Annotated in this window: 19 protein-coding genes and 3 tRNA genes; 11 read left to right on the top strand and 11 right to left on the bottom strand. The window is 64.8% G+C overall.

From position 1 onward, the window contains the following. The first annotated feature begins 16 nt into the window (after positions 1-16). A complete protein-coding gene (locus tag ACIGJB_RS11335) occupies positions 17-499 on the top strand; it encodes a DUF411 domain-containing protein (protein ID WP_483729911.1) in 483 nt (160 codons plus the stop codon). 30 nt (positions 500-529) lie between these two features. On the opposite strand, the gene ACIGJB_RS11330 is transcribed toward ACIGJB_RS11335, so the two are convergent. Beyond that, entirely contained in the window at positions 530-1,549 is a 1,020-nt protein-coding gene (locus ACIGJB_RS11330; protein ID WP_483729910.1) for an ATP-grasp domain-containing protein, read from the bottom strand. A 319-nt stretch (positions 1,550-1,868) separates the two neighbouring features. After that, the gene (locus ACIGJB_RS11325) at positions 1,869-2,528 is read right to left on the bottom strand and encodes a sugar transferase (protein WP_483729909.1); all 660 of its coding nucleotides are present in this window, start codon (positions 2,526-2,528) and stop codon (positions 1,869-1,871) included. 382 nt (positions 2,529-2,910) lie between these two features. On the opposite strand from ACIGJB_RS11325, the gene ACIGJB_RS11320 reads away from it, so the two are divergent. Next, positions 2,911-4,248, top strand: coding sequence for an NAD(P)-binding domain-containing protein (locus ACIGJB_RS11320; RefSeq protein WP_483729908.1), 1,338 nt, complete (start codon positions 2,911-2,913; stop codon positions 4,246-4,248). A 115-nt stretch (positions 4,249-4,363) separates the two neighbouring features. On the opposite strand, the gene ACIGJB_RS11315 is transcribed toward ACIGJB_RS11320, so the two are convergent. Beyond that, positions 4,364-4,453, bottom strand: a tRNA-Ser gene (locus tag ACIGJB_RS11315). Positions 4,454-4,711: 258 nt separating this feature from the next. Here ACIGJB_RS11315 and ACIGJB_RS11310 point away from each other — a divergent pair. Then, on the top strand, positions 4,712-5,212 hold the full coding sequence (locus ACIGJB_RS11310; RefSeq protein WP_483729907.1) for an outer membrane lipoprotein: 501 nt from the start codon (positions 4,712-4,714) through the stop codon (positions 5,210-5,212). A gap of 78 nt (positions 5,213-5,290) precedes the next feature. Here the strand turns inward: ACIGJB_RS11310 and hemW are convergent, their stop codons facing one another. From hemW to ACIGJB_RS11285, 5 genes are all read right to left on the bottom strand, one after another. After that, positions 5,291-6,532 carry a radical SAM family heme chaperone HemW gene (hemW, locus tag ACIGJB_RS11305; RefSeq protein ID WP_483729906.1) on the bottom strand — a complete coding sequence of 414 codons (1,242 nt, stop codon included), beginning with the start codon at positions 6,530-6,532 and terminating at the stop codon, positions 5,291-5,293. Continuing rightward, positions 6,529-7,146 carry an RdgB/HAM1 family non-canonical purine NTP pyrophosphatase gene (gene rdgB, locus ACIGJB_RS11300; RefSeq protein WP_483729905.1) on the bottom strand — a complete coding sequence of 206 codons (618 nt, stop codon included), beginning with the start codon at positions 7,144-7,146 and terminating at the stop codon, positions 6,529-6,531. The genes hemW and rdgB overlap by 4 nt, the downstream gene beginning before the upstream one ends. Positions 7,147-7,161: 15 nt before the next feature. Continuing rightward, positions 7,162-7,881 (bottom strand): ribonuclease PH, encoded by a 720-nt coding sequence (gene rph / locus ACIGJB_RS11295; RefSeq protein ID WP_483729904.1) that lies wholly within the window; start codon positions 7,879-7,881, stop codon positions 7,162-7,164. Between the two features lie 89 nt (positions 7,882-7,970). Continuing rightward, a complete protein-coding gene (locus ACIGJB_RS11290; protein ID WP_483729903.1) occupies positions 7,971-8,885 on the bottom strand; it encodes a PP2C family protein-serine/threonine phosphatase in 915 nt (304 codons plus the stop codon). Between the two features lie 50 nt (positions 8,886-8,935). After that, on the bottom strand, positions 8,936-10,000 hold the full coding sequence (locus ACIGJB_RS11285; protein WP_483729902.1) for a serine/threonine protein kinase: 1,065 nt from the start codon (positions 9,998-10,000) through the stop codon (positions 8,936-8,938). Between the two features lie 158 nt (positions 10,001-10,158). Between ACIGJB_RS11285 and ACIGJB_RS11280 the strand changes: the two genes are divergently transcribed. The 4 genes from ACIGJB_RS11280 to ACIGJB_RS11265 all read left to right on the top strand — a co-directional run bounded on the left by ACIGJB_RS11280 (position 10,159) and on the right by ACIGJB_RS11265 (position 14,741). Beyond that, the gene (locus tag ACIGJB_RS11280; RefSeq protein WP_483729901.1) at positions 10,159-11,094 is read left to right on the top strand and encodes a YicC/YloC family endoribonuclease; all 936 of its coding nucleotides are present in this window, start codon (positions 10,159-10,161) and stop codon (positions 11,092-11,094) included. A 64-nt stretch (positions 11,095-11,158) separates the two neighbouring features. Continuing rightward, complete coding sequence (gene gmk / locus ACIGJB_RS11275; RefSeq protein WP_483729900.1) at positions 11,159-11,809, top strand: guanylate kinase; 651 nt, start codon at positions 11,159-11,161, stop codon at positions 11,807-11,809. 90 nt (positions 11,810-11,899) lie between these two features. Beyond that, positions 11,900-12,103 carry a DNA-directed RNA polymerase subunit omega gene (gene rpoZ / locus ACIGJB_RS11270; RefSeq protein ID WP_006578656.1) on the top strand — a complete coding sequence of 68 codons (204 nt, stop codon included), beginning with the start codon at positions 11,900-11,902 and terminating at the stop codon, positions 12,101-12,103. A 76-nt stretch (positions 12,104-12,179) separates the two neighbouring features. Beyond that, positions 12,180-14,741, top strand: a complete 2,562-nt coding sequence (locus tag ACIGJB_RS11265; protein ID WP_483729899.1) for a RelA/SpoT family protein — start codon at positions 12,180-12,182, stop codon at positions 14,739-14,741. 18 nt (positions 14,742-14,759) lie between these two features. On the opposite strand, the gene greB is transcribed toward ACIGJB_RS11265, so the two are convergent. After that, positions 14,760-15,326: a transcription elongation factor GreB gene (greB, locus tag ACIGJB_RS11260; protein WP_483729898.1), complete on the bottom strand. Its 567-nt coding sequence runs from the start codon at positions 15,324-15,326 to the stop codon at positions 14,760-14,762. A gap of 132 nt (positions 15,327-15,458) precedes the next feature. Between greB and ACIGJB_RS11255 the strand changes: the two genes are divergently transcribed. The 3 genes from ACIGJB_RS11255 to ACIGJB_RS11245 all read left to right on the top strand — a co-directional run bounded on the left by ACIGJB_RS11255 (position 15,459) and on the right by ACIGJB_RS11245 (position 16,327). After that, a tRNA-Arg gene (locus tag ACIGJB_RS11255) sits at positions 15,459-15,535 on the top strand. Between the two features lie 279 nt (positions 15,536-15,814). Continuing rightward, positions 15,815-16,099, top strand: coding sequence for a hypothetical protein (locus ACIGJB_RS11250; RefSeq protein ID WP_483729897.1), 285 nt, complete (start codon positions 15,815-15,817; stop codon positions 16,097-16,099). Positions 16,100-16,251: 152 nt separating this feature from the next. Beyond that, positions 16,252-16,327: transfer RNA gene (locus ACIGJB_RS11245), tRNA-Met, on the top strand. Positions 16,328-16,475: 148 nt separating this feature from the next. Here the strand turns inward: ACIGJB_RS11245 and ACIGJB_RS11240 are convergent. Together ACIGJB_RS11240 and ACIGJB_RS11235 are read right to left on the bottom strand one after the other, a co-directional pair. Continuing rightward, positions 16,476-16,745: a hypothetical protein gene (locus ACIGJB_RS11240; protein ID WP_483729896.1), complete on the bottom strand. Its 270-nt coding sequence runs from the start codon at positions 16,743-16,745 to the stop codon at positions 16,476-16,478. A 66-nt stretch (positions 16,746-16,811) separates the two neighbouring features. Continuing rightward, entirely contained in the window at positions 16,812-17,114 is a 303-nt protein-coding gene (locus ACIGJB_RS11235; protein ID WP_483729895.1) for a hypothetical protein, read from the bottom strand. Between the two features lie 358 nt (positions 17,115-17,472). Between ACIGJB_RS11235 and ACIGJB_RS11230 the strand changes: the two genes are divergently transcribed. After that, a complete protein-coding gene (locus tag ACIGJB_RS11230; RefSeq protein ID WP_483729894.1) occupies positions 17,473-18,885 on the top strand; it encodes a DUF2252 domain-containing protein in 1,413 nt (470 codons plus the stop codon). Positions 18,886-18,923: the final 38 nt, after the last annotated feature.

The raw sequence follows: 18,923 nt of genomic DNA, 5'->3' as shown, positions 1-18,923 counted from the left end.
TCATCCATTCCAATCGATGAAAGCCGAACCTGATATCACCAATCCCCTCCGCCGGACCGTTCTCGCTGCGCTGGCGCTGTTGCCCGCGGCAGCCTGGGCCGGGGCTGCGCAGGCCGCGACGGCCGTCAAGGTCTGGAAATCCCCCGCGTGCGGCTGCTGCAAGGACTGGGTCTCGCATCTGCAGGGCAACGGCTTCCAGGTCACGACGTACGAAGTGGAGGATCTCCCTGGCGCGCGCAGCAAGGCGGGCATGCCCGAGCGCTATGGTTCCTGCCATACCGCGGTGGTGGAAGGCTACGCGCTCGAAGGACACGTGCCGGCACGCGAGATCCGCCGGCTGTTGCGCGAGCGCCCGGTCGCCGTGGGACTGGCCGTGCCGGGCATGCCGCTGGGGTCGCCGGGCATGGACGGGCCCGAGTATGGCGGACGCAAGACGCCTTATGACGTGCTGCTGGTGTTGCGGGACGGCAAGGCCAAGGTGTTCCAGGCCTATTCCTGAGCGCGCCGATGAACGCCGCTGCGGCGGCTTTCAGTCTTGTCCTGCCGGGGCTTCGACGCCAGCGAGGAAGTCGCACTTGGCGAGTTCCAGCCCCGCCTGGTAGCGGATTTCCTCGCCCTGGTGCGTGCCGCGCAGGCAGTTCAGCAGCACCCGGATCAGGTTCGCGCCGGCGAGGTGGGTAAAGGGATAGCCGCCGCCGAACCGCGGGTTCATTTCCAGCAGGTACTGGCGTCCGTCGCGGACGATGACGTCGCAGTCCAGGTTGCCGATATGCCGCAGGCCGCGGCTGATGCGCGTAGCCAGGTCGCTGAACGATTCGCTTTCGACGGTAATCGCGCGGTCGGTCTCGCCGGCACGCATCGACAGTTTCTTGCGCACGGCCACGCCGACCGGCGCGGCCTCCAGGTCGTTGAAGACATCGAGGCCATATTCCTGCCCGCAGACCATTTCCTGGATCAGGACCAGCGCATCGGGCTCCCCGATGCGGGCAAACTTCGATTGCAGCCAGATACGCGCGCAGTACGCATGGGCAAAACGCAGCTCCTGCAGGCTCTCGACATAGAAGATGCCGAAGCTTGCGCTGCCCCAGCGCGGCTTGACCACCAGAGGAAAGGTGATTTCGGCCGCCGACAGCGCGTCCTCGGCGCTTTGCAGGGTTGCATAGCTGCGCGGGACCGACACGCCGATCGACTCGGCGAAGTGGGCTGTCATCAGCTTGTCCGCGCAAAGACGAATCACCTCCGCCGACGAGACTACCGGTACGGTCCCGACATCGCGAAAGCGATGCGCGTGTTCCGCGATCAGGGGAAGCTCGAGATCGTTCAGCGAAAGCAGGGCCGCAACCTGGCGCGTACGGCACACGTCCACCAGGTAGTCGATGTAGCTCTCCGCATAGACGTCGGGCGCGAGCAAGAACATGTCGCAAACACTGGCAGCGGGTGCACTGCGCTGGTTGTCCACGCCAAGCACCATGCCGGTTCCGTTGAGTTCGGACTTCAGGTACTCCACGAGGTAGCGTCTTCTACCTACACACGTCAGAAGCACATTCATGATCACCCCAACGCCATGCCAAGCCCAATGGTCCGGCCTTCGTTGAGGCCGGTTCGTTTTGTGCGGATTCCGGCGCCCGTCGTGGAGACGGCGGCGGCCTGGAGTCTGGACTAAAGGGCCATGCTTTTCCATCTACGGAGCGCTCGACCGAAGCCGGGACGCCCATCCCGTTGCCATTGCATCTTTTACACACCCGCTGCATCACAGGTCTCATCTAACCAGAACGGCCGGACATAAAGTAGCGCGCTATGTGTGGTGGTCCACCGAGTGCCGCCGCTTGTATTGACGTCCTGCCATTGGTGCATGCGCCTGTCACTGCTCACAATGCCGGATGGGCTGGAATGTCTTCGCTGGGCGCGCGTGCGGCCTGGCTGCCTCCGGACTGCGCGACCGGGCTGCCGGTGAAGTCCGGAACCTCCACGTCGCCCGTGGCGTTGATGCCCTGCCGCCGTATGACGATGCCGATCGTCAGCCAGACAATGTTCAGGTCCAGCCAGAACGTGCGGTGATCGACGTACCAGGTGTCCAGGCGGAATTTTTCCTCCCAGGACAGGGAGTTCCGCCCGTTGACCTGGGCCCAGCCGGAGATGCCCGGCCGCACCAGGTGCCGGCGCGCTTGCGCCGGCGAATAGAACGGCAGGTACTTCGGCGGCAATGGCCGCGGGCCGATCACGCTCATGGTTCCGACCAGGACGCACCAGAACTGCGGCAGTTCATCGAGGCTGGAGCGGCGCAGGAACCTGCCGAACGGCGTGAGCCTCTCTTCGTCGGGCAGCAACTGGCCGTCCGGGCCGCGCGCGTCGGTCATGGTGCGGAATTTCACCGCCGTGAAAAGCCGGTTGCCGAGGCCCACGCGCGTGGGCCGGAACAGCACGGGCGCTCCCAGTTTCCAGCGCACGGCGGCAGCCAGGATCAGCAACGGGATCGCCAGCATCAGCAGGGCGACCGCGGAGAATGCCACGTCGAACAAGCGCTTCATGATCGAGCCGTCAGGGGCGTGAGAGTGCGGAATCTGCGGGTGTGCGCCACCGGTCGGCGCGTCTTGCCGGCATCCATCTAATCAGCGCGCGGGCCTCATGGGAAGCGCCTAGTGTGGCCGGCCCCACGTTTGGTGGTGCTGGCGCATCGGGAGCCACCGGCCAGCAAGACGCGCGACGAAAGGGGAGTGTGCGGGCCCGAACGGACGGCGCGGCGGCCCGGTTCCAGACTGCGGCAATCCAGGTTGAGCGACGTGACCCAGGGGCGCAGGGGGCTTGCGCGGGGCCATGCCGGCATTGGCCCTGGACTTACCCACTGTCCAGGCAGTGGGCCGCCCGGCGCGGTGGTGCGAGAGTCGGGAAAACCTATCGGGAAGAGCAATAATGATCTCGTCCACGGATACCGTCATTGTCGGGGCCGGTCCCTATGGCTTGTCGACCTCCGCCTATCTGTCGGAGGCTGGCGTGCCCCATCAGGTTCTCGGGATCCCGATGCACGCCTGGAAGAATTTCACGCCACCCGGGATGCTTTTGCGCTCCGAGGCATTCGCCTCGAGCCTCTATTCGCCATGCGGCGGCTATACGGTCGAAGCGTATTGCCGACGCAACCACATGGAATACAAGTCGGTGGGCCTTCATCTGCCGGTGGAAATGTTCGTCGACTATGGACAGTGGTTCCAGTCGGAGCTGGTCGGGCATATCCGGCCGGTGGAAGTGCAGGACATGTGCCGCAAGGACGGGTATTTCCGGCTTGGCCTGAGTGATGGAAGTTCGCTGGTGGCCAGGCGCGTCATCCTGTCGCTGGGCCTGAAGTCGTTCGGGCAGGCCCCTTCGACGCTGCTCGGTGTGCCGCGGCCCTACGTGCTGCATTCCGGAGATTTCGGTGATTCGGCGTGGGCGAAGGACAAGGACGTCGTGATCGTTGGCGGCGGGCAGTCGGCAATCGGGCTGGCGGCATCGATGAGCGCGGCTGGGGCGCGGGTGCGCCTGCTGGTGCGTGGCGATGCCGTCAACTGGAGCCGCGAACCGCGGACGTCGAGCGGGCTCGTATCCCGGCTGCTGCGGGCGCGTGTCGGCCTGGGGCGCGGATGGGATTCCAACAAGCCGTGGTTGCTGGCGATGTCCTATCTGTTGTCCGAGTATCCCGCCTCGTTCCACGCGTTGAGCCTTCCGCAGCGGCAGAAGATTCTGGACACATCATGGGGGCCGTCCGGGGCGTGGTGGCTGCGCAATCGTGTCGAGGGCAAGATCGAGATATCGACGCGGACGGAGGTGAGCCGCGCAGAAATCAGGAATGGCCGGATCGTGCTGGAGGTCGATTCAGGAAGCGAAACATCGGCCATCAGTGCTGACCATGTTGTACTCGCGACGGGCTTCAAGGTGGATATGGCGCGGCACGCTTTTCTTTCGTCGGAGATCCTGAGCGCCCTTTCGATGGTCGACGGCTCGCCGGACCTGACATCGAACTTCGAAACCAGCGTGCGCGACCTGTATGTGCTAGGCCCCGCCGCCGCCATGAGCTTTGGCCCGGCACTGCGCTTCATCTACGGGGCGCGCTACGCTGCGCCGCGTGTGGCGGGCCATATCGGCGGTCGCTTCAAGCGCGAGGCGGGAAGCTTCGCTGCGCCATCGCATGGCGTCACGCCGGAACTGGCCAATGGGCACGGCAGTGGTGCGCCTGCCAGGAGCGTGCTTCAGGCTGCGGAGGGCAATGCGGAGTAACGGTCGCGGTATCTGGGCGCGGAGCGGGGTTCCATCCCGCTGATCCGCGGGCCACGGCGCTGTCTGGGGGCGAGGAAATTCGGCAGATGCGCGGCCGGCCGCGCGTGCGGGAAACTGGCGGAAGCGGTGAGATTCGAACTCACGGATGGGTCACCCCATCGGCAGTTTTCAAGACTGCTGCCTTAAACCACTCGGCCACGCTTCCGTAAAGTGCCGGCATTGTAGCGCGATTGCGCGACACGCCGCTGGCGCAAGGGCCAGTACAGGCCGCGCATTATACAAGGCCCGGGCGCTTCCTTGGTGATTCCTGTGATCCTGTTGTCGGAGCCTGTCTGACATGGCGGAACCTTCACGCTGCCGCACGGCTCATACCGGTGTGCCGGGAACTGCAGTAAGTGCCGCTTTCCCGGCTTCACCTGGCAACAGAGGAGAATTCCAGATGCAAAGCAAGTCGAAAAATCGAATGGCGCTTGCAGCCGTGCTCGCGGCAATCGGTCTGGCCGGTTGCGCGGCGCCTTACAACAATGGGTACAACAACGCCGGCTACAACAACACTGGCTACAACGCGCCGCCTCCGCCGCAGACCAGCAACGGCGGCTATTCGTCGCAGGCGCCGGCTGGATCGGTCTACTACGGCCGGGTGGAATCCATCGAGCCGATTACCAACACACAGAACAGTTCCGGCCTGCTCGGCACCGTGATCGGTGGTGCCGCAGGCGGGCTGCTGGGACACCAGGTCGGTGGTGGCACCGGACAGACAGCGGCGACGATCGGTGGCGCGGTGCTTGGCGCCGTGGCCGGCAACCAGATCGAGAAGCGTGCGGGGAGCAATACGCAAACCGCCTATCGCGTGAACGTGCGGCTCGATGATGGCCGCGTCGCCACAGTGACGCAGACCAACCTGGGCAACCTGCAGGTCGGCATGCGTGCCCGCGTGGCCAACGACATGGCCGTGCCGTACTGATCGGGTATCGCTCGCTAGGCAAGAAGGCCACGGCATTGCCGTGGCCTTCTTGCTTTCGGGTCAGATGCGCCGCCTTCCTCAGTCCTTCAGGAACATCTCCTGCAGGTCGTTGAGGAAGCGTCTGCCGAGTTCGGTCGGACGAATCACCGTGGGGTCGGCATCGAGCAATCCCTTCTTCTCCGCCGCCGCGAGCTGCCGGCTGATGGTATGCAGCGGCAGCCCCGTCATGTCGTGGAAGCTGGAGGCCGGCACGCCGTCGGTCAGGCGCAGCGCGTTGAGCATGAATTCGAACGGCAGTTCGTCCGCGCCGACTTCGCGTGCCTCCTGCACGGCGTTGCCGGCCATGGCCTGCGCCATGTAGGTGGCCGGGTGCTTGTGGCGCATCTGGCGCAGGATGCGGTTGGGAAACGACAGCTTGCCATGCGCGCCCGCGCCGATGCCAAGGTAGTCGCCAAAGCGCCAGTAGTTCAGGTTGTGCCGCGCTTCGCGGTGCGGGCGCGAATAGGCCGAGGTCTCGTAGTGGCGATAACCGGCCCCTGCCGTGCGCGCTTCGATCAGGTCCTGCATTTCGTAGGCCAGGTCATCGTCCGGCAGCGCGGGCGGGTACTTGGCGAACAGCGTGTTCGGCTCCAGCGTGAGGTGGTAGAGCGACAGGTGCGTGGTGCCGTACGACAGCGCCGCCTCCAGGTCGCTGCGGCACTGCTCCATGGTCTGGCCGGGCAGCGCGTACATCAGGTCCAGGTTGATGTTGTCGAAGCTGCGCTGCGCGATGTCGATGGCCGCGCGTGCCTCGCGCTCGCCATGGATGCGGCCGAGCGACTGCAGGTGGCTGTCGTTGAAGCTCTGGATGCCGATCGACAGCCGGTTCACGCCGCTCGCGCGGTAGCTGGCGAAGCGTTCGGCCTCGAAGGTGCCCGGGTTGGCCTCCATCGTGATCTCGGCATCGGCGTCGAGCGGCAGCAGCGCGCGGATATCGGACAGCAGCCGGTCCATGCCGGCCGCCGACAGCAGGCTCGGCGTGCCGCCGCCGATGAACACGGTATGGACCGCGCGGCCCCATACCAGCGGCAGCGATTGCTCCAGGTCGGCGCGCAGGGCGTCCAGGTAGGCGTCTTCCGGAATGTCATGGCCGCCGTCCTTCCCGGGCACCGCGTGCGAATTGAAATCGCAATAGGGGCATTTGCGCACGCACCACGGCACATGCACGTAGAGCGATAGCGGCGGGGAGCCGGGCAGCGCGATCTGGCCCGGCTTGAGCCAGAGCTGCGTGTTGTCGGCAGGCGCGGCAGGCGGTGTGCCCGCCGGTACGATCGGGATCATCGCGCAGCCTGCCCGCGGCCTTCGGTTTGCAGGCGCGCTGCCAGCGAACGCAGTGCCAGCGCGCGATGGCTGACGGCATTCTTTTCGTCGGCGGGCAGCTCGGCCGCGGTCTTGCCCAGATCGGGCAGCAGGAAGTGCGCGTCGTAGCCGAAGCCGCCGGCACCACGCGGGGCATCGACGACTTCGCCATGCCATACGCCTTCCGCGATGATCGGGCACGGATCGGCGGCATGCCGGACGAAGACGAGCACGCAGTAATAATGCGCGCGGCGGTTCGGCTTGCCGGCGAGCTGCGAGATCAGGTGCGCATTGTTGGCGGCATCGGACTTGGCCTGACCGGCCATCTGCGCGTAGCGCGCCGAGTAGACGCCGGGGGCGCCGTCCAGCGCCTGCACGCAGATGCCCGAATCGTCCGCCAGTGCGGGCATGCCGGACAGCCGGCTGGCATGCCTGGCCTTGGCCAGCGCGTTCTCGACAAAGGTGCAGAACGGCTCTTCGGCTTCAGGCACGCCCAGTTGGCCTTGCGGCACCACATCAAAACCGAGCGGGGCCAGCAGCGCGCCGAATTCGCGCAGCTTGCCGGGGTTGTTGGAGGCCAGTACCAGGCGTTGCATGGTGTGCCGCGTCCTTCAGGCCAGGCCCAGCGCCTGGCGCTGGTGCTGCACCAGTTGCGCGATGCCGGCCTCGGCCAGGCGCGTCATGGCGTCGAGTTCGGGGCGGCTGAACGGGGCGCCCTCGGCCGTGCCTTGTACCTCGACAAAGCCGCCGCTGCCGGTCATGACCACGTTCATGTCGGTATCGCAGTTGCTGTCCTCGGCATAGTCGAGGTCGAGCACCGGCACGCCGTCGACCATGCCGACCGACACGGCGGCGACGAAGTCGCGGATCGGGCTGGCGCTGATCTGGCCGTTGCGCAGCATGGACGAGACCGCGTCATGCGCGGCCACGAACGCGCCGGTAATCGCGGCGGTACGGGTGCCGCCGTCGGCCTGCAGCACGTCGCAGTCGAGGTGCAGCGTGTATTCGCCGAGCGCGGCCAGGTCAAACACCGTGCGCATGGCGCGGCCGATCAGCCGCTGGATTTCCTGGGTGCGGCCGGTCTGCTTGCCACGCGCGGCTTCGCGGTCCGAGCGCGTATGCGTGGCGCGGGGCAGCATGCCGTATTCGGCCGTGACCCAGCCCTCGCCGCTGCCTTTCTTGTGCGGCGGAACCTTGGACAGCACGCTGGCGGTGCACAGCACCTTGGTGTCGCCGAACGCGCACAGCACGGAGCCTTCGGCATGGCGGGTGTAGTGACGGGTCAGGCTGATAGAACGCAGCGCATCGGCTGCGCGTCCGCTGGGTCGCATGGAATGTTCGCTCGAATCGGTGGAGACCGCGATTCTAACGCCGGCGGGCCTGGCGTGCCCGCCTTCCCGCCGTTGCCGGTTGGCTGCGCTCAGCGCATCAGGTTGCTGGTCTTGTCGATGGCCGCGCGGATTTCGGCGATGGAGCGCTCGATCTCCTCTTCTGACAGGAGATCGGCGTCGTTGCCGGGGCGCTCCAGGATGGAAGTCGTGAAGGCGTTCAGCGGCAGGGTGTCCGTCATGACGGATTCGTCACCCGTGGCGCTGGCATCCAGCTCCCACATCATGGCGATCCCGGTGGTGTTATCGGCACCTTCGCCGGCTTTTTCGAGCGCGCGTGAAATCAGTTCGGGTACGGCCTGAACCACGGACAGCCGGGTGAGGCGGTCGACGATCTCCGGCTCTTCGAGCGGTCCCCAGAGGCCGTCGGATCCGAGCAGCGCAACATCGCCCGGATCAAGCCGCAGCGGGCCGCCGATGTCGATCAGCGGCAGGTTGGGCGAGCCCAGGCAGTTGTAGAGCTTGTTGCGCTCGGGATGGTTGGCGACTTCCATGGGCAGCACGCGTTCCTGTTGCAGCAGGTTCTCGATCTTCGAGTGATCGCGCGTGCGCGTCAGCAGCCGGCCTTTGCGGACCAGGTAGAAGCGCGAATCGCCGGCGTGCGCCCAATGGATCTGGCCCTGCTGCACCAGGCAGCAGACCACCGTCGTGCGCGGCACGTCCGACAGCCGGTGAGCCTCCGCGTAGCGGTGGATCTCGCGGTGGGCCAGCATGATGGTGTCCTGCAGGAAATCCGCCGGGTTGCGGATTGTCGGCCGGGCCTGCGTCTGGAACTGGCGCGCCAGCGTCTGCAGCGCCTGCTGCGCGGCGACTTCGCCCAATGCATGGCCGCCCAGGCCGTCGGCCAGCACCATCAGCAGGGCATCGCGCGTGAAGCAGTAGCCCATGCGGTCCTGGTTGATGCGGCGGCCGCCTTTCCTGCTTTCCTGATAGACGGAGAATCGCATGTTGGCTGTTTGGGGAGAATTCGGTTCTGAAAGGCGCGACCGGGGGTGATTCAGTCGCCGCCTGTGTCCGCGGGTTGGCGCGTGGTCGCGGCCACCGTGTCGTCGCGGCGGCGCAGCAAGGTCAGGAAGCGGCTGGACGGGCCGGTTCGCTCCGGACGTTCCGCGGGAGCGGGCGGCGCCGCCTGCGCGGCTTGCTCGCCGAGCGCGTTGGTCTGCTCGCGCAGCTCCTTCTGCAGGCGGAAGACGCTCTGCGGGCGTTCTGCAGGAGGCAGCCGCAGGCACCATTCGACCAGGTCGACCAGGCCATTGGTGTAGCTGCTGCGCAGGCGCGTGATGGCATCGCCCATGCGGTCGTCCTTTTCGCGCTGGTTGGCTTCCTGCGGCGGCATGCCGGCCATGCAGGCGTAAAGCGTCGCGCCCAGGCTGTAGACGTCGGTCCAGGGGCCCAGTTCGTTGTGCTTGCCGTACAGCTCGGGCGCGGCGAAGCCGGGCGTGTACATCGGCTGGAAGCGCTTGGCTTCCATCGTAAGCGTCTGCCGCGCGGCGCCGAAATCGAGCAGGATCGGCGATTCGTCCTCGCGCAGGTAGATGTTGCCGGGCTTGATATCCAGGTGCAGCAGCTTGTGGATATGGACTTCGCGCAGCCCGCTCATCAGGTCATGGAAGACCTTGCGGATGAAATGCTCGCGCAGCACCTTGGCGCGGCCCTGCTGGCGCGCGGCCAGGATATGCTCCTGCAGCGTCTTGCCCATCTCATAGTTCATGACCATGTAGACGGTAGAGTTCTCGCGGAAGAAGTTCACCACGCGCACGACGCTGTGGTGCGAGATGCGGGCCAGCGAACGGCCTTCCTCGAAGAAGTACTTCAGGCCCAGGCGGAACGATGCCGCGTTTTCCTCGGGCACCATCGGGATCAGTTCGCCGGGGTTGCGGCGCGCCAGCGATGAGGGCAGGTATTCCTTGATGGCAACCGGCGCCCCGGTCTCGTCCGTGGCCAGGTAAACGAAACTGAACCCCCCGCTGGCCAACTTCTTTACAATACGATAGTTGGACAGCAGCGTGCCGACGGGCAGCGGTGCACTCTTGGGTTGTGTAGCGCCCTTGGGCTCTGTCATAGGAATCGGACCGGATTTGCCTCGGGATTGTCACGGCTAATCGGTCACTTGTAAAGAACACAATAGCGGGCATTGTTGCCCCATTTCGGCGGATACAAGACGCCTTTGCGGCGGGCCCAGCCTACCCCCGGGTCCGCGCCATTTCGCGAGAACACTCAATGATTCACAGCATGACAGGTTATGGCCTGGCAACCCGCCAGGCACCGCTGACAAACGCGCAGGGTGAGCCCAGCGGCAGGACGGCCTCCGTTTCGGTGGAATTCCGGACTGTCAATTCGCGTTTTCTCGACCTGTTGTTCCGCGCCCCCGAAGAGTGCCGCGCGTTCGAGCCGGCGCTGCGCGAGATGCTGATGGCCGAGCTGTCGCGCGGCAAGCTGGAATGCCGCATCAACCTGCAGCGCACCGATACCGGCGGCGCCACGCTCGCGCTCAATGAAGGCCTGCTCGGCCAGATCCGCGCGCTGGAGTCGACGGTCGCGAACACTTTCCCGACGGCGGGCACGCTGCGCATGGGCGAGATCCTGCGCTGGCCTGGCGTGCTGGTCGAGCCCGAGTTGTCACAGGACGCGCTGCGCGAGGCCGTGATGGGCGCCGCGCGCGAAGCGCTGGACCAGCTGCGCGAGGCGCGCCGCCGCGAGGGCGAGGCGCTCAAGGCGACGCTGATGGAGCGCATCGACACGATGCTGGCCATCGTCGAACGCCTCACGCCCACCATTCCGCAGCTGATCGCCCATCATCAGGAAAAGCTGACCGAGCGCCTGCGCGAAGCGTTCAACCTGGCGGCGCCGGCAGGCATGCCGTCGATGAGCCGCGACGAGGTCGCCGAGCGCATCCGCCAGGAGGCCACGGTCTACGGCATCCGCATCGATATCGCGGAAGAGCTGTCGCGCCTGCAGGCCCACCTGAACGAAACCCGTCATATCCTGAAGAAGGGCGGGCAGGCCGGCAAGCGGCTCGATTTCATGATGCAGGAACTCAACCGCGAGGCCAACACGCTCGGCTCCAAGGCGGCCGCCAAGGAACTGGCCGATGCGTCGATGGAGCTCAAGCTGCTGATCGAGCAGATGCGCGAGCAGATCCAGAACCTCGAATAACGCGCCGGTCCGACGCATTCCGTTTCACCCGGCGCCACGACGCCAGAAGATCCAAAACAATCACATGAGCGATACGCCTCACACTGCCATCGATACCGTCTACCCCGGCAACCTGTTCATGGTGGTGGCACCCTCCGGAGCCGGCAAGTCGACGCTGGTCAACGCACTGCTCGCGCAGGACCCGGCGATCCGCTTGTCGATCTCCCACACCACGCGCGCGCCGCGCCCCGGCGAGCAGGATGGTCGCGAGTACCACTTCTGTACCGTGGATCAGTTCCGTGCCGCGCGTGACCGTGGGGAATTCCTCGAGTGGGCAGAAGTCCACGGCAACTACTATGCGACCTCGCGCGTGTGGATCGAGGAACAGATGGCGCAGGGCAACGACGTGCTGCTCGAAATCGACTGGCAGGGCGCGCAGCAGGTGCACAAGCGCTTCTCCAACGCGATGGAGATTTTCATCCTGCCGCCGTCGCTGACGGCACTGGAAGAGCGCCTGAAGAAGCGCGGGCAGGACGAGCCGAACGTGATCGTGCGGCGCCTGCTGGCAGCGGGCAGCGAAATGTCGCATGCGTCGGAGTCGGACTACGTCATCATCAACGAGGTATTCGACGACGCGCTCGAAGAACTGCGCAACGTGGTGCGTGCCACGCGCCTGCGCTTTTCCTCGCAAAAAGCGCGCCACAGCGAGCTCTTCATCGAGCTTGGCATTCACTGAGCATGCGTGCGCGCGGTGCGTCGCGGGGCGATTCGCGCGCGGTGCTGTAAAATAGCAACCCAACAGGTTTTGTCCCAAGGTGGATTTGATATGGCGCGTATTACCGTCGAAGATTGTCTGAAACACATCCCGAACCGCTTTGAGCTCGCCCTGGCAGCCACGTACCGTGCGCGCCAGCTGGTGCAGGGCCATACCCCGAAGGTGGAAGCGAAGGACAAGCCCACTGTGGTTGCCCTGCGCGAAATCGCCTCGGGCCAGGTCGGCATCGAAATGCTCAAGAAGGTACCGACCTGATTCCCCGGGCGGCCTGTGGTTCATCCTTGCATCGTATGCGCACGCATCCAGCAACCGGATTCCAGGGGCCGCCCCCATGCCTTCGTCACACCCATCCTCGTCAACCGTCTCTCCCGGCCAGCCGGCCGGCGCCGCGCCCGCGCGCAGCGAGACGGGCAGCGATGCCGGAGCGGCGTCCGCGCGTAAGCGCTCTTCGACCGGCCAGGCATCCGTGACCGCGCGCACCGGCGCTCCCAATCTTCCTGATCCGCTTGGCAACGATGTTGTCGGCGAGCGTGCCGTCGTGCCGCCGATGGCGCAGGGCAAGGCACGCATGGCGCCCGCGTCGGATTCGCACGATGACGTGATGGCCATGGAGGAGGCGCCGGCGGCACTGGCGGGCGACAGCCTGTTCATCGACGCCGTGCTGGCGCAGTCCTACCGGCACTTCTTCGGGCCGACGTCGCAACCCGCGGTGCCGCCGCGCCAGCAGGTCATCTCCATCACGCGGCTGATGGAGAAGCTGGCCTACCTGAAGGCGCCGGACCAGGCACGCGTACGCGAAGCCTTCCAGTTCTCCGACGAGGCTCACCTGGGCCAGTACCGCCAGAGCGGCGAACCGTACATTACCCATCCGGTGGCGGTGGCCGAGCTGTGCGCGGACTGGCGGCTCGATGTGCAGTCCATCATGGCGGCGCTGCTGCACGACGTGATGGAAGACCAGGGCATCACCAAGAGCGAACTGGCCGAGCGATTCGGTCCCAAGGTCGCCGAACTGGTCGATGGCCTGACCAAGCTGGACAAGCTCGAATTCCAGAGCCGCGAGCAGGCGCAGGCGGAAAGCTTCCGCAAGATGCTGCTGGCGATGGCGCGCGACGTGCGCGTGATCCTGGTGAAGCTGGCGGACCGTACGCACAATATGCGCACGCTCGACTTCGTGCCGCCGGAGAAGCGCCGCCGCATTGCGCTGGAGACCATGGAGATCTATGCGCCGATTGCGCACAGGCTCGGTCTCAACACCATCTACCGCGAGCTGCAGGAGCTGTCGTTCAAGGTCGGCTCGCCGTTCCGCTATGCCACGCTCGAAAAGGCGGTTAAGGCCGCGCGCGGCAACCGGCGCGAAGTGGTCAAGCGCATCCTGGAGGCCGCGCAGAAAGGGCTGGCCGATGCTGGCATCGTCGCGGAACTGTCCGGCCGCGAAAAGACGCTTTACAGCATCTACCGCAAGATGCACGACAAGCAGCTGTCGTTCTCGCAGGTGCTGGATGTCTATGGTTTCCGCGTGGTCGTGGAAACGCAGATGCACTGCTACATGGCGATGGGCGCGCTGCACGGCCTGTACAAGCCGATGCCGGGCAAGTTCAAGGACTACATCGCGATCCCGAAGATCAACGGCTACCAGTCGCTGCATACGACGCTGGTGGGTCCGTTCGGCACACCGGTGGAATTCCAGATCCGCACGCGCGAGATGCACCAGATTGCAGAGGCCGGCGTGGCCGCGCACTGGATGTACAAGACGCAGGCGGACCATGCCAACGATATCCAGCAGCAGGCGCACCAGTGGCTGCAGTCGCTGCTCGATATCCAGAGCCAGACCGGCGATTCGCAGGAGTTCCTGGAACACGTCAAGATCGACCTGTTCCCCGACGCGGTCTACGTGTTCACGCCCAAGGGCCATATCCGCGCGCTGCCGCGCGGCGCCACCGCACTGGACTTTGCCTACGCAGTGCACAGCGACCTGGGCAACCAGTGCGTCGCCGTGAAGATCAACAACGAGCTGCTGCCGCTGCGCACGGAGCTCAAGAGCGGCGATATCGTCGAAGTGGTGACGGCCCCGTATTCCAAGCCGAACCCTGCATGGCTTTCGTTCGTGCGCACCGGCAAGGCGCGCGCGGCCATCCGCCACTTCCTGAAGACCACCAAGCTCGACGAGGCGATCCAGCTCGGCGAGCGGCTGCTCGAGCAGTCGGCACGCCAGCTCGGCATCGAGCTGAAGGCGGTGCCGCAGTCGGTGTGGGACCGCATGATCCAGTGGACCGGCAACAAGCACCGCGAGGACATTTTCGCCGACCTGGCGCTGGGCCGGCGCGTGCCTGCCGTGGTGGCCAAGCGCATGGAGATCCTGCTGCAGGAACTGTCCGGCGATGTCGACAGCGCGCTGCTGGCGGCCGTGCAGACCTTCTCGGGAGAAGAAGCGCCGGCCGTGCCGATCACTGGCGACGAAGGCATGTCGATCCTGTTCCCGGCATGCTGCCGCGCGATCCCGGGCGACCCGATCGTCGGCTACCTCGGCAAGGGTGAGGGCCTGCAAATCCATGTGCAGGATTGCAAGGTGGCCAAGCGCCTGCACAGCAAGGATCCGGAGCACTGGATCGATGTCATGTGGGCGAAGAAGACCACGCGCGCCTTCGACGTGTCGATCAAGGTGATGGTGCGCAACGTCAAGGGCATCGTCGCCCGCGTGGCCGCGGACCTGACTTCGGCCGACGCCAACGTGGCGCACGTGTCGATGGAGCAGCAGGACGCAGGCCACCAGGAAGCCACCTACATGCAGTTCATCATCCAGGTACAGAACCGCCTGCACCTGGCCAATGTGATGCGGGCCCTGCGGCGCAACCCGGACGTGATCCGCATCTTCCGCGACCGCAACGACGGCTGAGCGCTGCCAGGGCGCGAATCAGCCTGTCTTGCGCGGCGGATAGCTGACGTCCAGGATATCGATCTGCTCCACGCCGGCAGGCGTGCGCAGCGCCACGGTGTCACCCTCGCGCGCCTTGATCAGCGCCTTGGCGATCGGCGAGATCCAGCTCACGTGATTCATGTCGAGATCTACCTCGTCCATGCCGACGATGGTGATGGTCGTTTCCTCGCCGGACTGGGTGGCGTAGGTGACCGTCGCGCCGAAGAAGATCTGGTCGTTATCACCCTGCAGGGAGGCGTCGACGACTTCGGCTTTGTCCAGCCGGCGAGTCAGGAAGCGGATGCGGCGATCGATCTCGCGCAGGCGCTTCTTGCCATAGAGGTAATCGCCGTTCTCGGAGCGGTCGCCATTGGAAGCAGCCCACGACACGATCTGCACGACATCGGGACGCTCGACGTCGATCAGCTGCATCAGCTCGTTGCGCAGGCGGTTGTAGCCTTCCTCGGTGATGTAGTTCTTGGTGCCGGCAGGCAGCGGGGTAGCGCCTTCGGGGAGATCGTCCTCGTCGTCATCGGACGATTCTTTGACAAATGCTTTGTTCATGGTCGGGATCACATCGTCGGTCTGCCATTATAGAAAACCACTCAGGCGGCCCGTGCTTGCAAGAAAAACGAAAAAAAGTGCACGAGGGGGTTCCCAAAAAAGAAAATTCAGATATAATCTCTTTTCTCGAGTGCGGCTGTAGCTCAGTTGGATAGAGTACTTGGCTACGAACCAAGGGGTCGTGGGTTCGAATCCTGCCAGCCGCGCCACCTATGCAGTACGAAAAGGGCTTCCGGAAACGGAAGCCCTTTTTCATTTCCGCCGTTCCGCGTTTCCCTCATTGCGCTATTTTCGCGCGTCTTTGATTTTCGCGCTGTTGCGGCCTGTCTTATTGCGTGCCGCCTGTCTCGCGCGACAAATCCTTTCATCCAGATTTCCTTACATGCAATCGGCATGGCTGCATGCTGATTGCCGCGCCGCCTTGCGATCGCTTGAACGCGCGCCTAGGCTCGAAACAAGGAGTGATGGTTTCGCAAAAGGAGATTGGCATGGCACAACCCGAGTGGCGTGTGGAAGCGTATCGCGACATGGATGTTTACGTGCTCGTGACGCCTCAGCATGAAGGGGGTGAAGGCGTGGTCAGCATGGAGGCATCGCCGCGCTGGGCCTACGAGGTGCGCGTCTGTCAGGAAGGCATGGACCCGGCCGATGCGGGCGACACGGAACTGCTCTCGAGCGGCGCGCAGCCCTTCGCCACCCGGCACGCGGCGGAAGTCGCGGCCTTCAGTGCCGGTTACTCCCTGGTGGATAGGATCGTCGGGCCGGCCAAATAGCGACATCGAAGCCGTGCTCGCCGAAGCCGAACCTGCAGGCAAGCAGCGCCGCAGCGCATGATGTTTCGCGCTATCGAGAGCGGGAATTCGTGCGTGGGCGGAAATAAAGCTTGCCAATCACGCGCGGGTCTTGCATAATCTTTCTTCTCAGACGCGGGGTGGAGCAGTTGGCAGCTCGTCGGGCTCATAACCCGAAGGTCGCAGGTTCAAGTCCTGCCCCCGCAACCAACACCCTTCAGGTGCCTGGTTCCAAGGCCGCTCGGCCAAATTTCCCAAAAGCAATTCAAGCAGACTCAACCGTCAAGCACGGTGCGGTCGATTTGCGTTCGCGTTCGCGCTTGATCGGTCGTGCATCGTTAATGCCGGGCGCATCGCCCTATTTCGATGCAACCAGGCTGGCGGCGCGCGCAAAGGTATCCCGCACCAGCGGCTGGCCTTCGCGATCGGCGGCCTCTGCGCGCTCGCGCAGGCGACTCGCCAGCACGCTCAGCGTGCCGCTGTCCGCGCCGCTGCGCGATGCGGCTTCGCGCACGACTTCATCGAGTTCGCCGCTGACGTCGGCGCCGTCGAATGCGCTGACTGAAAGCGCCGAAATGCGTTCGAGATAAAGGTTGACCAGCGCTTCGTCATGTTTCGGTTCGGGCATGTCTGCTCCTTGTCGACGACGGGGACACAAAGTCATTGTAGTGAAGGGGCAAGCCCCTTCCAGTACTCAGTCGTCGCGCGTGCGCCGCATAGGTTCGAGCGGAATGGGCTGGACGCGACGGCGCGCTGGACGCAAGGCCCGGGCGGGCCAGAGGACATAGTTCGTATGCGGGTCCAGCGGCTTGCCGAAGTACGACACCCAGACCTGAACGCCGTGTTCGGTCTCGGCAATGACGGCAGCTACCGCGCGGGCCGCCGCGGAAGGGGACTTGAGCAGTTCGGCCAGGGCTTCGACGCCCTGGACGACATGGTGTTTGACACCGGCAAACCATACGTACTGACGCATGGCGGACAACAAACGCTTGGTCATGAACGCGACTCTTCGTTGGATTGCGAGTGAGTGAGACTGCATGTCACTCGCTTTGTTCAGTGCATCTTGCGATGCGCTCGCGAAAGGCGCGAAAACTCATGATAGGCAACACCGCGATGAGGATCGTGCGGGCTGCATCACCTGCAAACCTTGGGTTCCAGGAGCAGCGGGGAGATTAGCATCAGTCGCCGCTCAGAGAAGAGAGTGATATCCCTGAGACGCACTGCGTAATCGTCCCGAGCTCGTAGGACTATGCGTTCCACATCTCCTGAAATTGACAAGCACCTGACCGTGCACTAGCTTCTGTTACAGATACCGCACAAATTGCAATCGCCGGTGCTCCCGGCATGGAGGCATTGTGGCAACAACGGAAGCGTTGGGCGATCGGCGCGGGAGCGGCAAGTCCGTGCGCAGAAAGGTGCCGCGCGGCGCGCATTTGTCGATCGGCAATGTGGACCGGGATCCGGTCGAGTTGCTGAAGATCAGCAGCGAAGGCCGCGTGCGGCAACTGGTGCCCTTGCGCTATGGCCGCATGATGGAATCGCCGTTCGCGTTCTTCCGCGGCAGTGCGATCGTCCAGGCTCACGATCTCGCGGGGACGCCCGATTCCGGCTTGCCCATGCAGATCTGCGGCGACTGCCACGTTGCCAACTTCGGCGGCTTTGCCACGCCCGAGCGCGCGCTGCTGTTCGATGTGAACGATTTCGACGAGACCAGCGTCGGTCCATGGGAATGGGATCTCAAACGCCTGGCCGCGAGCTTTGTCGTGGCTGCCCGGCATCTTCGGCACAAGCAGGGCGTGGCCGACGATCTGGTCTACCAGCTCGTGCGCAGCTACCAGGACCGCATGCAGGCCTATTCCGAAATGGGCATCCTGGAGACCTGGTACGACCGTATTACCTTCGATCGCCTGCTGGAACAGGAAACCTCGCCCGACATCCAGAAGCGTATCCGGCGCGGCATCGAACGCGCGGCCGACCGCACCAGCGAGGCGCTGCTGCCCAAGCTGGCCGAACTGGTCGGCGACAAGTGGACCATCCTCGATGCCCCGCCGGCGGTTTTCCACGTGCGCGGCCAGCAGACGCTGTTCGACCCCGACGACGACTGGATGACGGCAACGAATGTCGATGACGTCGCCGTGAAGGTCTACCAGGAATACCTGAGCACGCTCGCCCCTGACCGTCGGCGGCTGCTAAGCCATTTCACGCTCCACGACCGTGCGTTCAAGGTGGTTGGCGTGGGCAGCGTCGGCACGCGGTGCCTGATCCAGCTGATGATCGACAGCCATGGCAAACCGATCTTCCTGCAAGTGAAGGAAGCCACGCGCTCGGTCGTGGCGCGCCATTTCAAGTGTCCGGCGGCATCGCATGAAGGCCGGCGTGTCGTGGAGGGGCAGCGGCTGATGCAGGCCGCCAGCGACCTCTTCCTTGGGTGGACCAAGGGACCCTATGGGCGCCACTTCTACGTACGCCAGCTGCGCGACATGAAGCTGGCGCCGCAGTTCGAGCTGATGGATGTCGAGACCCTGGGCCGATACGCGGCACTTTGCGGCTGGGTGCTGGCGCGGGCCCACGCCAAGTCCGGCGGGCTCGCCGCGGAGATCAGCGGCTATCTCGGCACCGGCGACCGCATGGCCGAAGTGATGGTAGGCTATTCGAACAGCTATGCCGACCAGGTTGAAAAGGATTACGAGCGCTTCGCGGCCGCCTGCCGTTCGGGCCGGCTCGAAGCGCGCACCGAAGTCGACATGGCTGCGGATTTCCGCGTCTGACGCGGATGTGAAGCGGACGTGAAGCGGATTGCCAGGAG

This window comes from Cupriavidus sp. C2SS-8b (assembly GCF_057073745.1).
This window is presented reverse-complemented; position numbering and strand designations above follow the sequence as displayed.

Bases quoted from the DNA above. Each gene is read 5' to 3' on its own strand.
- ACIGJB_RS11325 (WP_483729909.1), bottom strand. From the start codon at position 2,528: ATGAAGCGCTTGTTCGACGTGGCATTCTCCGCGGTCGCCCTGCTGATG.
- ACIGJB_RS11280 (WP_483729901.1), top strand. From the start codon at position 10,159: ATGATTCACAGCATGACAGGTTATGGCCTGGCAACCCGCCAGGCACCG.
- ACIGJB_RS11285 (WP_483729902.1), bottom strand. From the start codon at position 10,000: ATGACAGAGCCCAAGGGCGCTACACAACCCAAGAGTGCACCGCTGCCC.
- gmk (WP_483729900.1), top strand. From the start codon at position 11,159: ATGAGCGATACGCCTCACACTGCCATCGATACCGTCTACCCCGGCAAC.
- ACIGJB_RS11265 (WP_483729899.1), top strand. From the start codon at position 12,180: ATGCCTTCGTCACACCCATCCTCGTCAACCGTCTCTCCCGGCCAGCCG.
- rdgB (WP_483729905.1), bottom strand. From the start codon at position 7,146: ATGCAACGCCTGGTACTGGCCTCCAACAACCCCGGCAAGCTGCGCGAA.
- rpoZ (WP_006578656.1), top strand. From the start codon at position 11,900: ATGGCGCGTATTACCGTCGAAGATTGTCTGAAACACATCCCGAACCGC.
- ACIGJB_RS11290 (WP_483729903.1), bottom strand. From the start codon at position 8,885: ATGCGATTCTCCGTCTATCAGGAAAGCAGGAAAGGCGGCCGCCGCATC.
- greB (WP_483729898.1), bottom strand. From the start codon at position 15,326: ATGAACAAAGCATTTGTCAAAGAATCGTCCGATGACGACGAGGACGAT.
- rph (WP_483729904.1), bottom strand. From the start codon at position 7,881: ATGCGACCCAGCGGACGCGCAGCCGATGCGCTGCGTTCTATCAGCCTG.
- ACIGJB_RS11330 (WP_483729910.1), bottom strand. From the start codon at position 1,549: ATGAATGTGCTTCTGACGTGTGTAGGTAGAAGACGCTACCTCGTGGAG.
- ACIGJB_RS11320 (WP_483729908.1), top strand. From the start codon at position 2,911: ATGATCTCGTCCACGGATACCGTCATTGTCGGGGCCGGTCCCTATGGC.
- ACIGJB_RS11335 (WP_483729911.1), top strand. From the start codon at position 17: ATGAAAGCCGAACCTGATATCACCAATCCCCTCCGCCGGACCGTTCTC.
- ACIGJB_RS11240 (WP_483729896.1), bottom strand. From the start codon at position 16,745: ATGCCCGAACCGAAACATGACGAAGCGCTGGTCAACCTTTATCTCGAA.
- hemW (WP_483729906.1), bottom strand. From the start codon at position 6,532: ATGATCCCGATCGTACCGGCGGGCACACCGCCTGCCGCGCCTGCCGAC.
- ACIGJB_RS11235 (WP_483729895.1), bottom strand. From the start codon at position 17,114: ATGACCAAGCGTTTGTTGTCCGCCATGCGTCAGTACGTATGGTTTGCC.
- ACIGJB_RS11250 (WP_483729897.1), top strand. From the start codon at position 15,815: ATGGCACAACCCGAGTGGCGTGTGGAAGCGTATCGCGACATGGATGTT.
- ACIGJB_RS11310 (WP_483729907.1), top strand. From the start codon at position 4,712: ATGGCGCTTGCAGCCGTGCTCGCGGCAATCGGTCTGGCCGGTTGCGCG.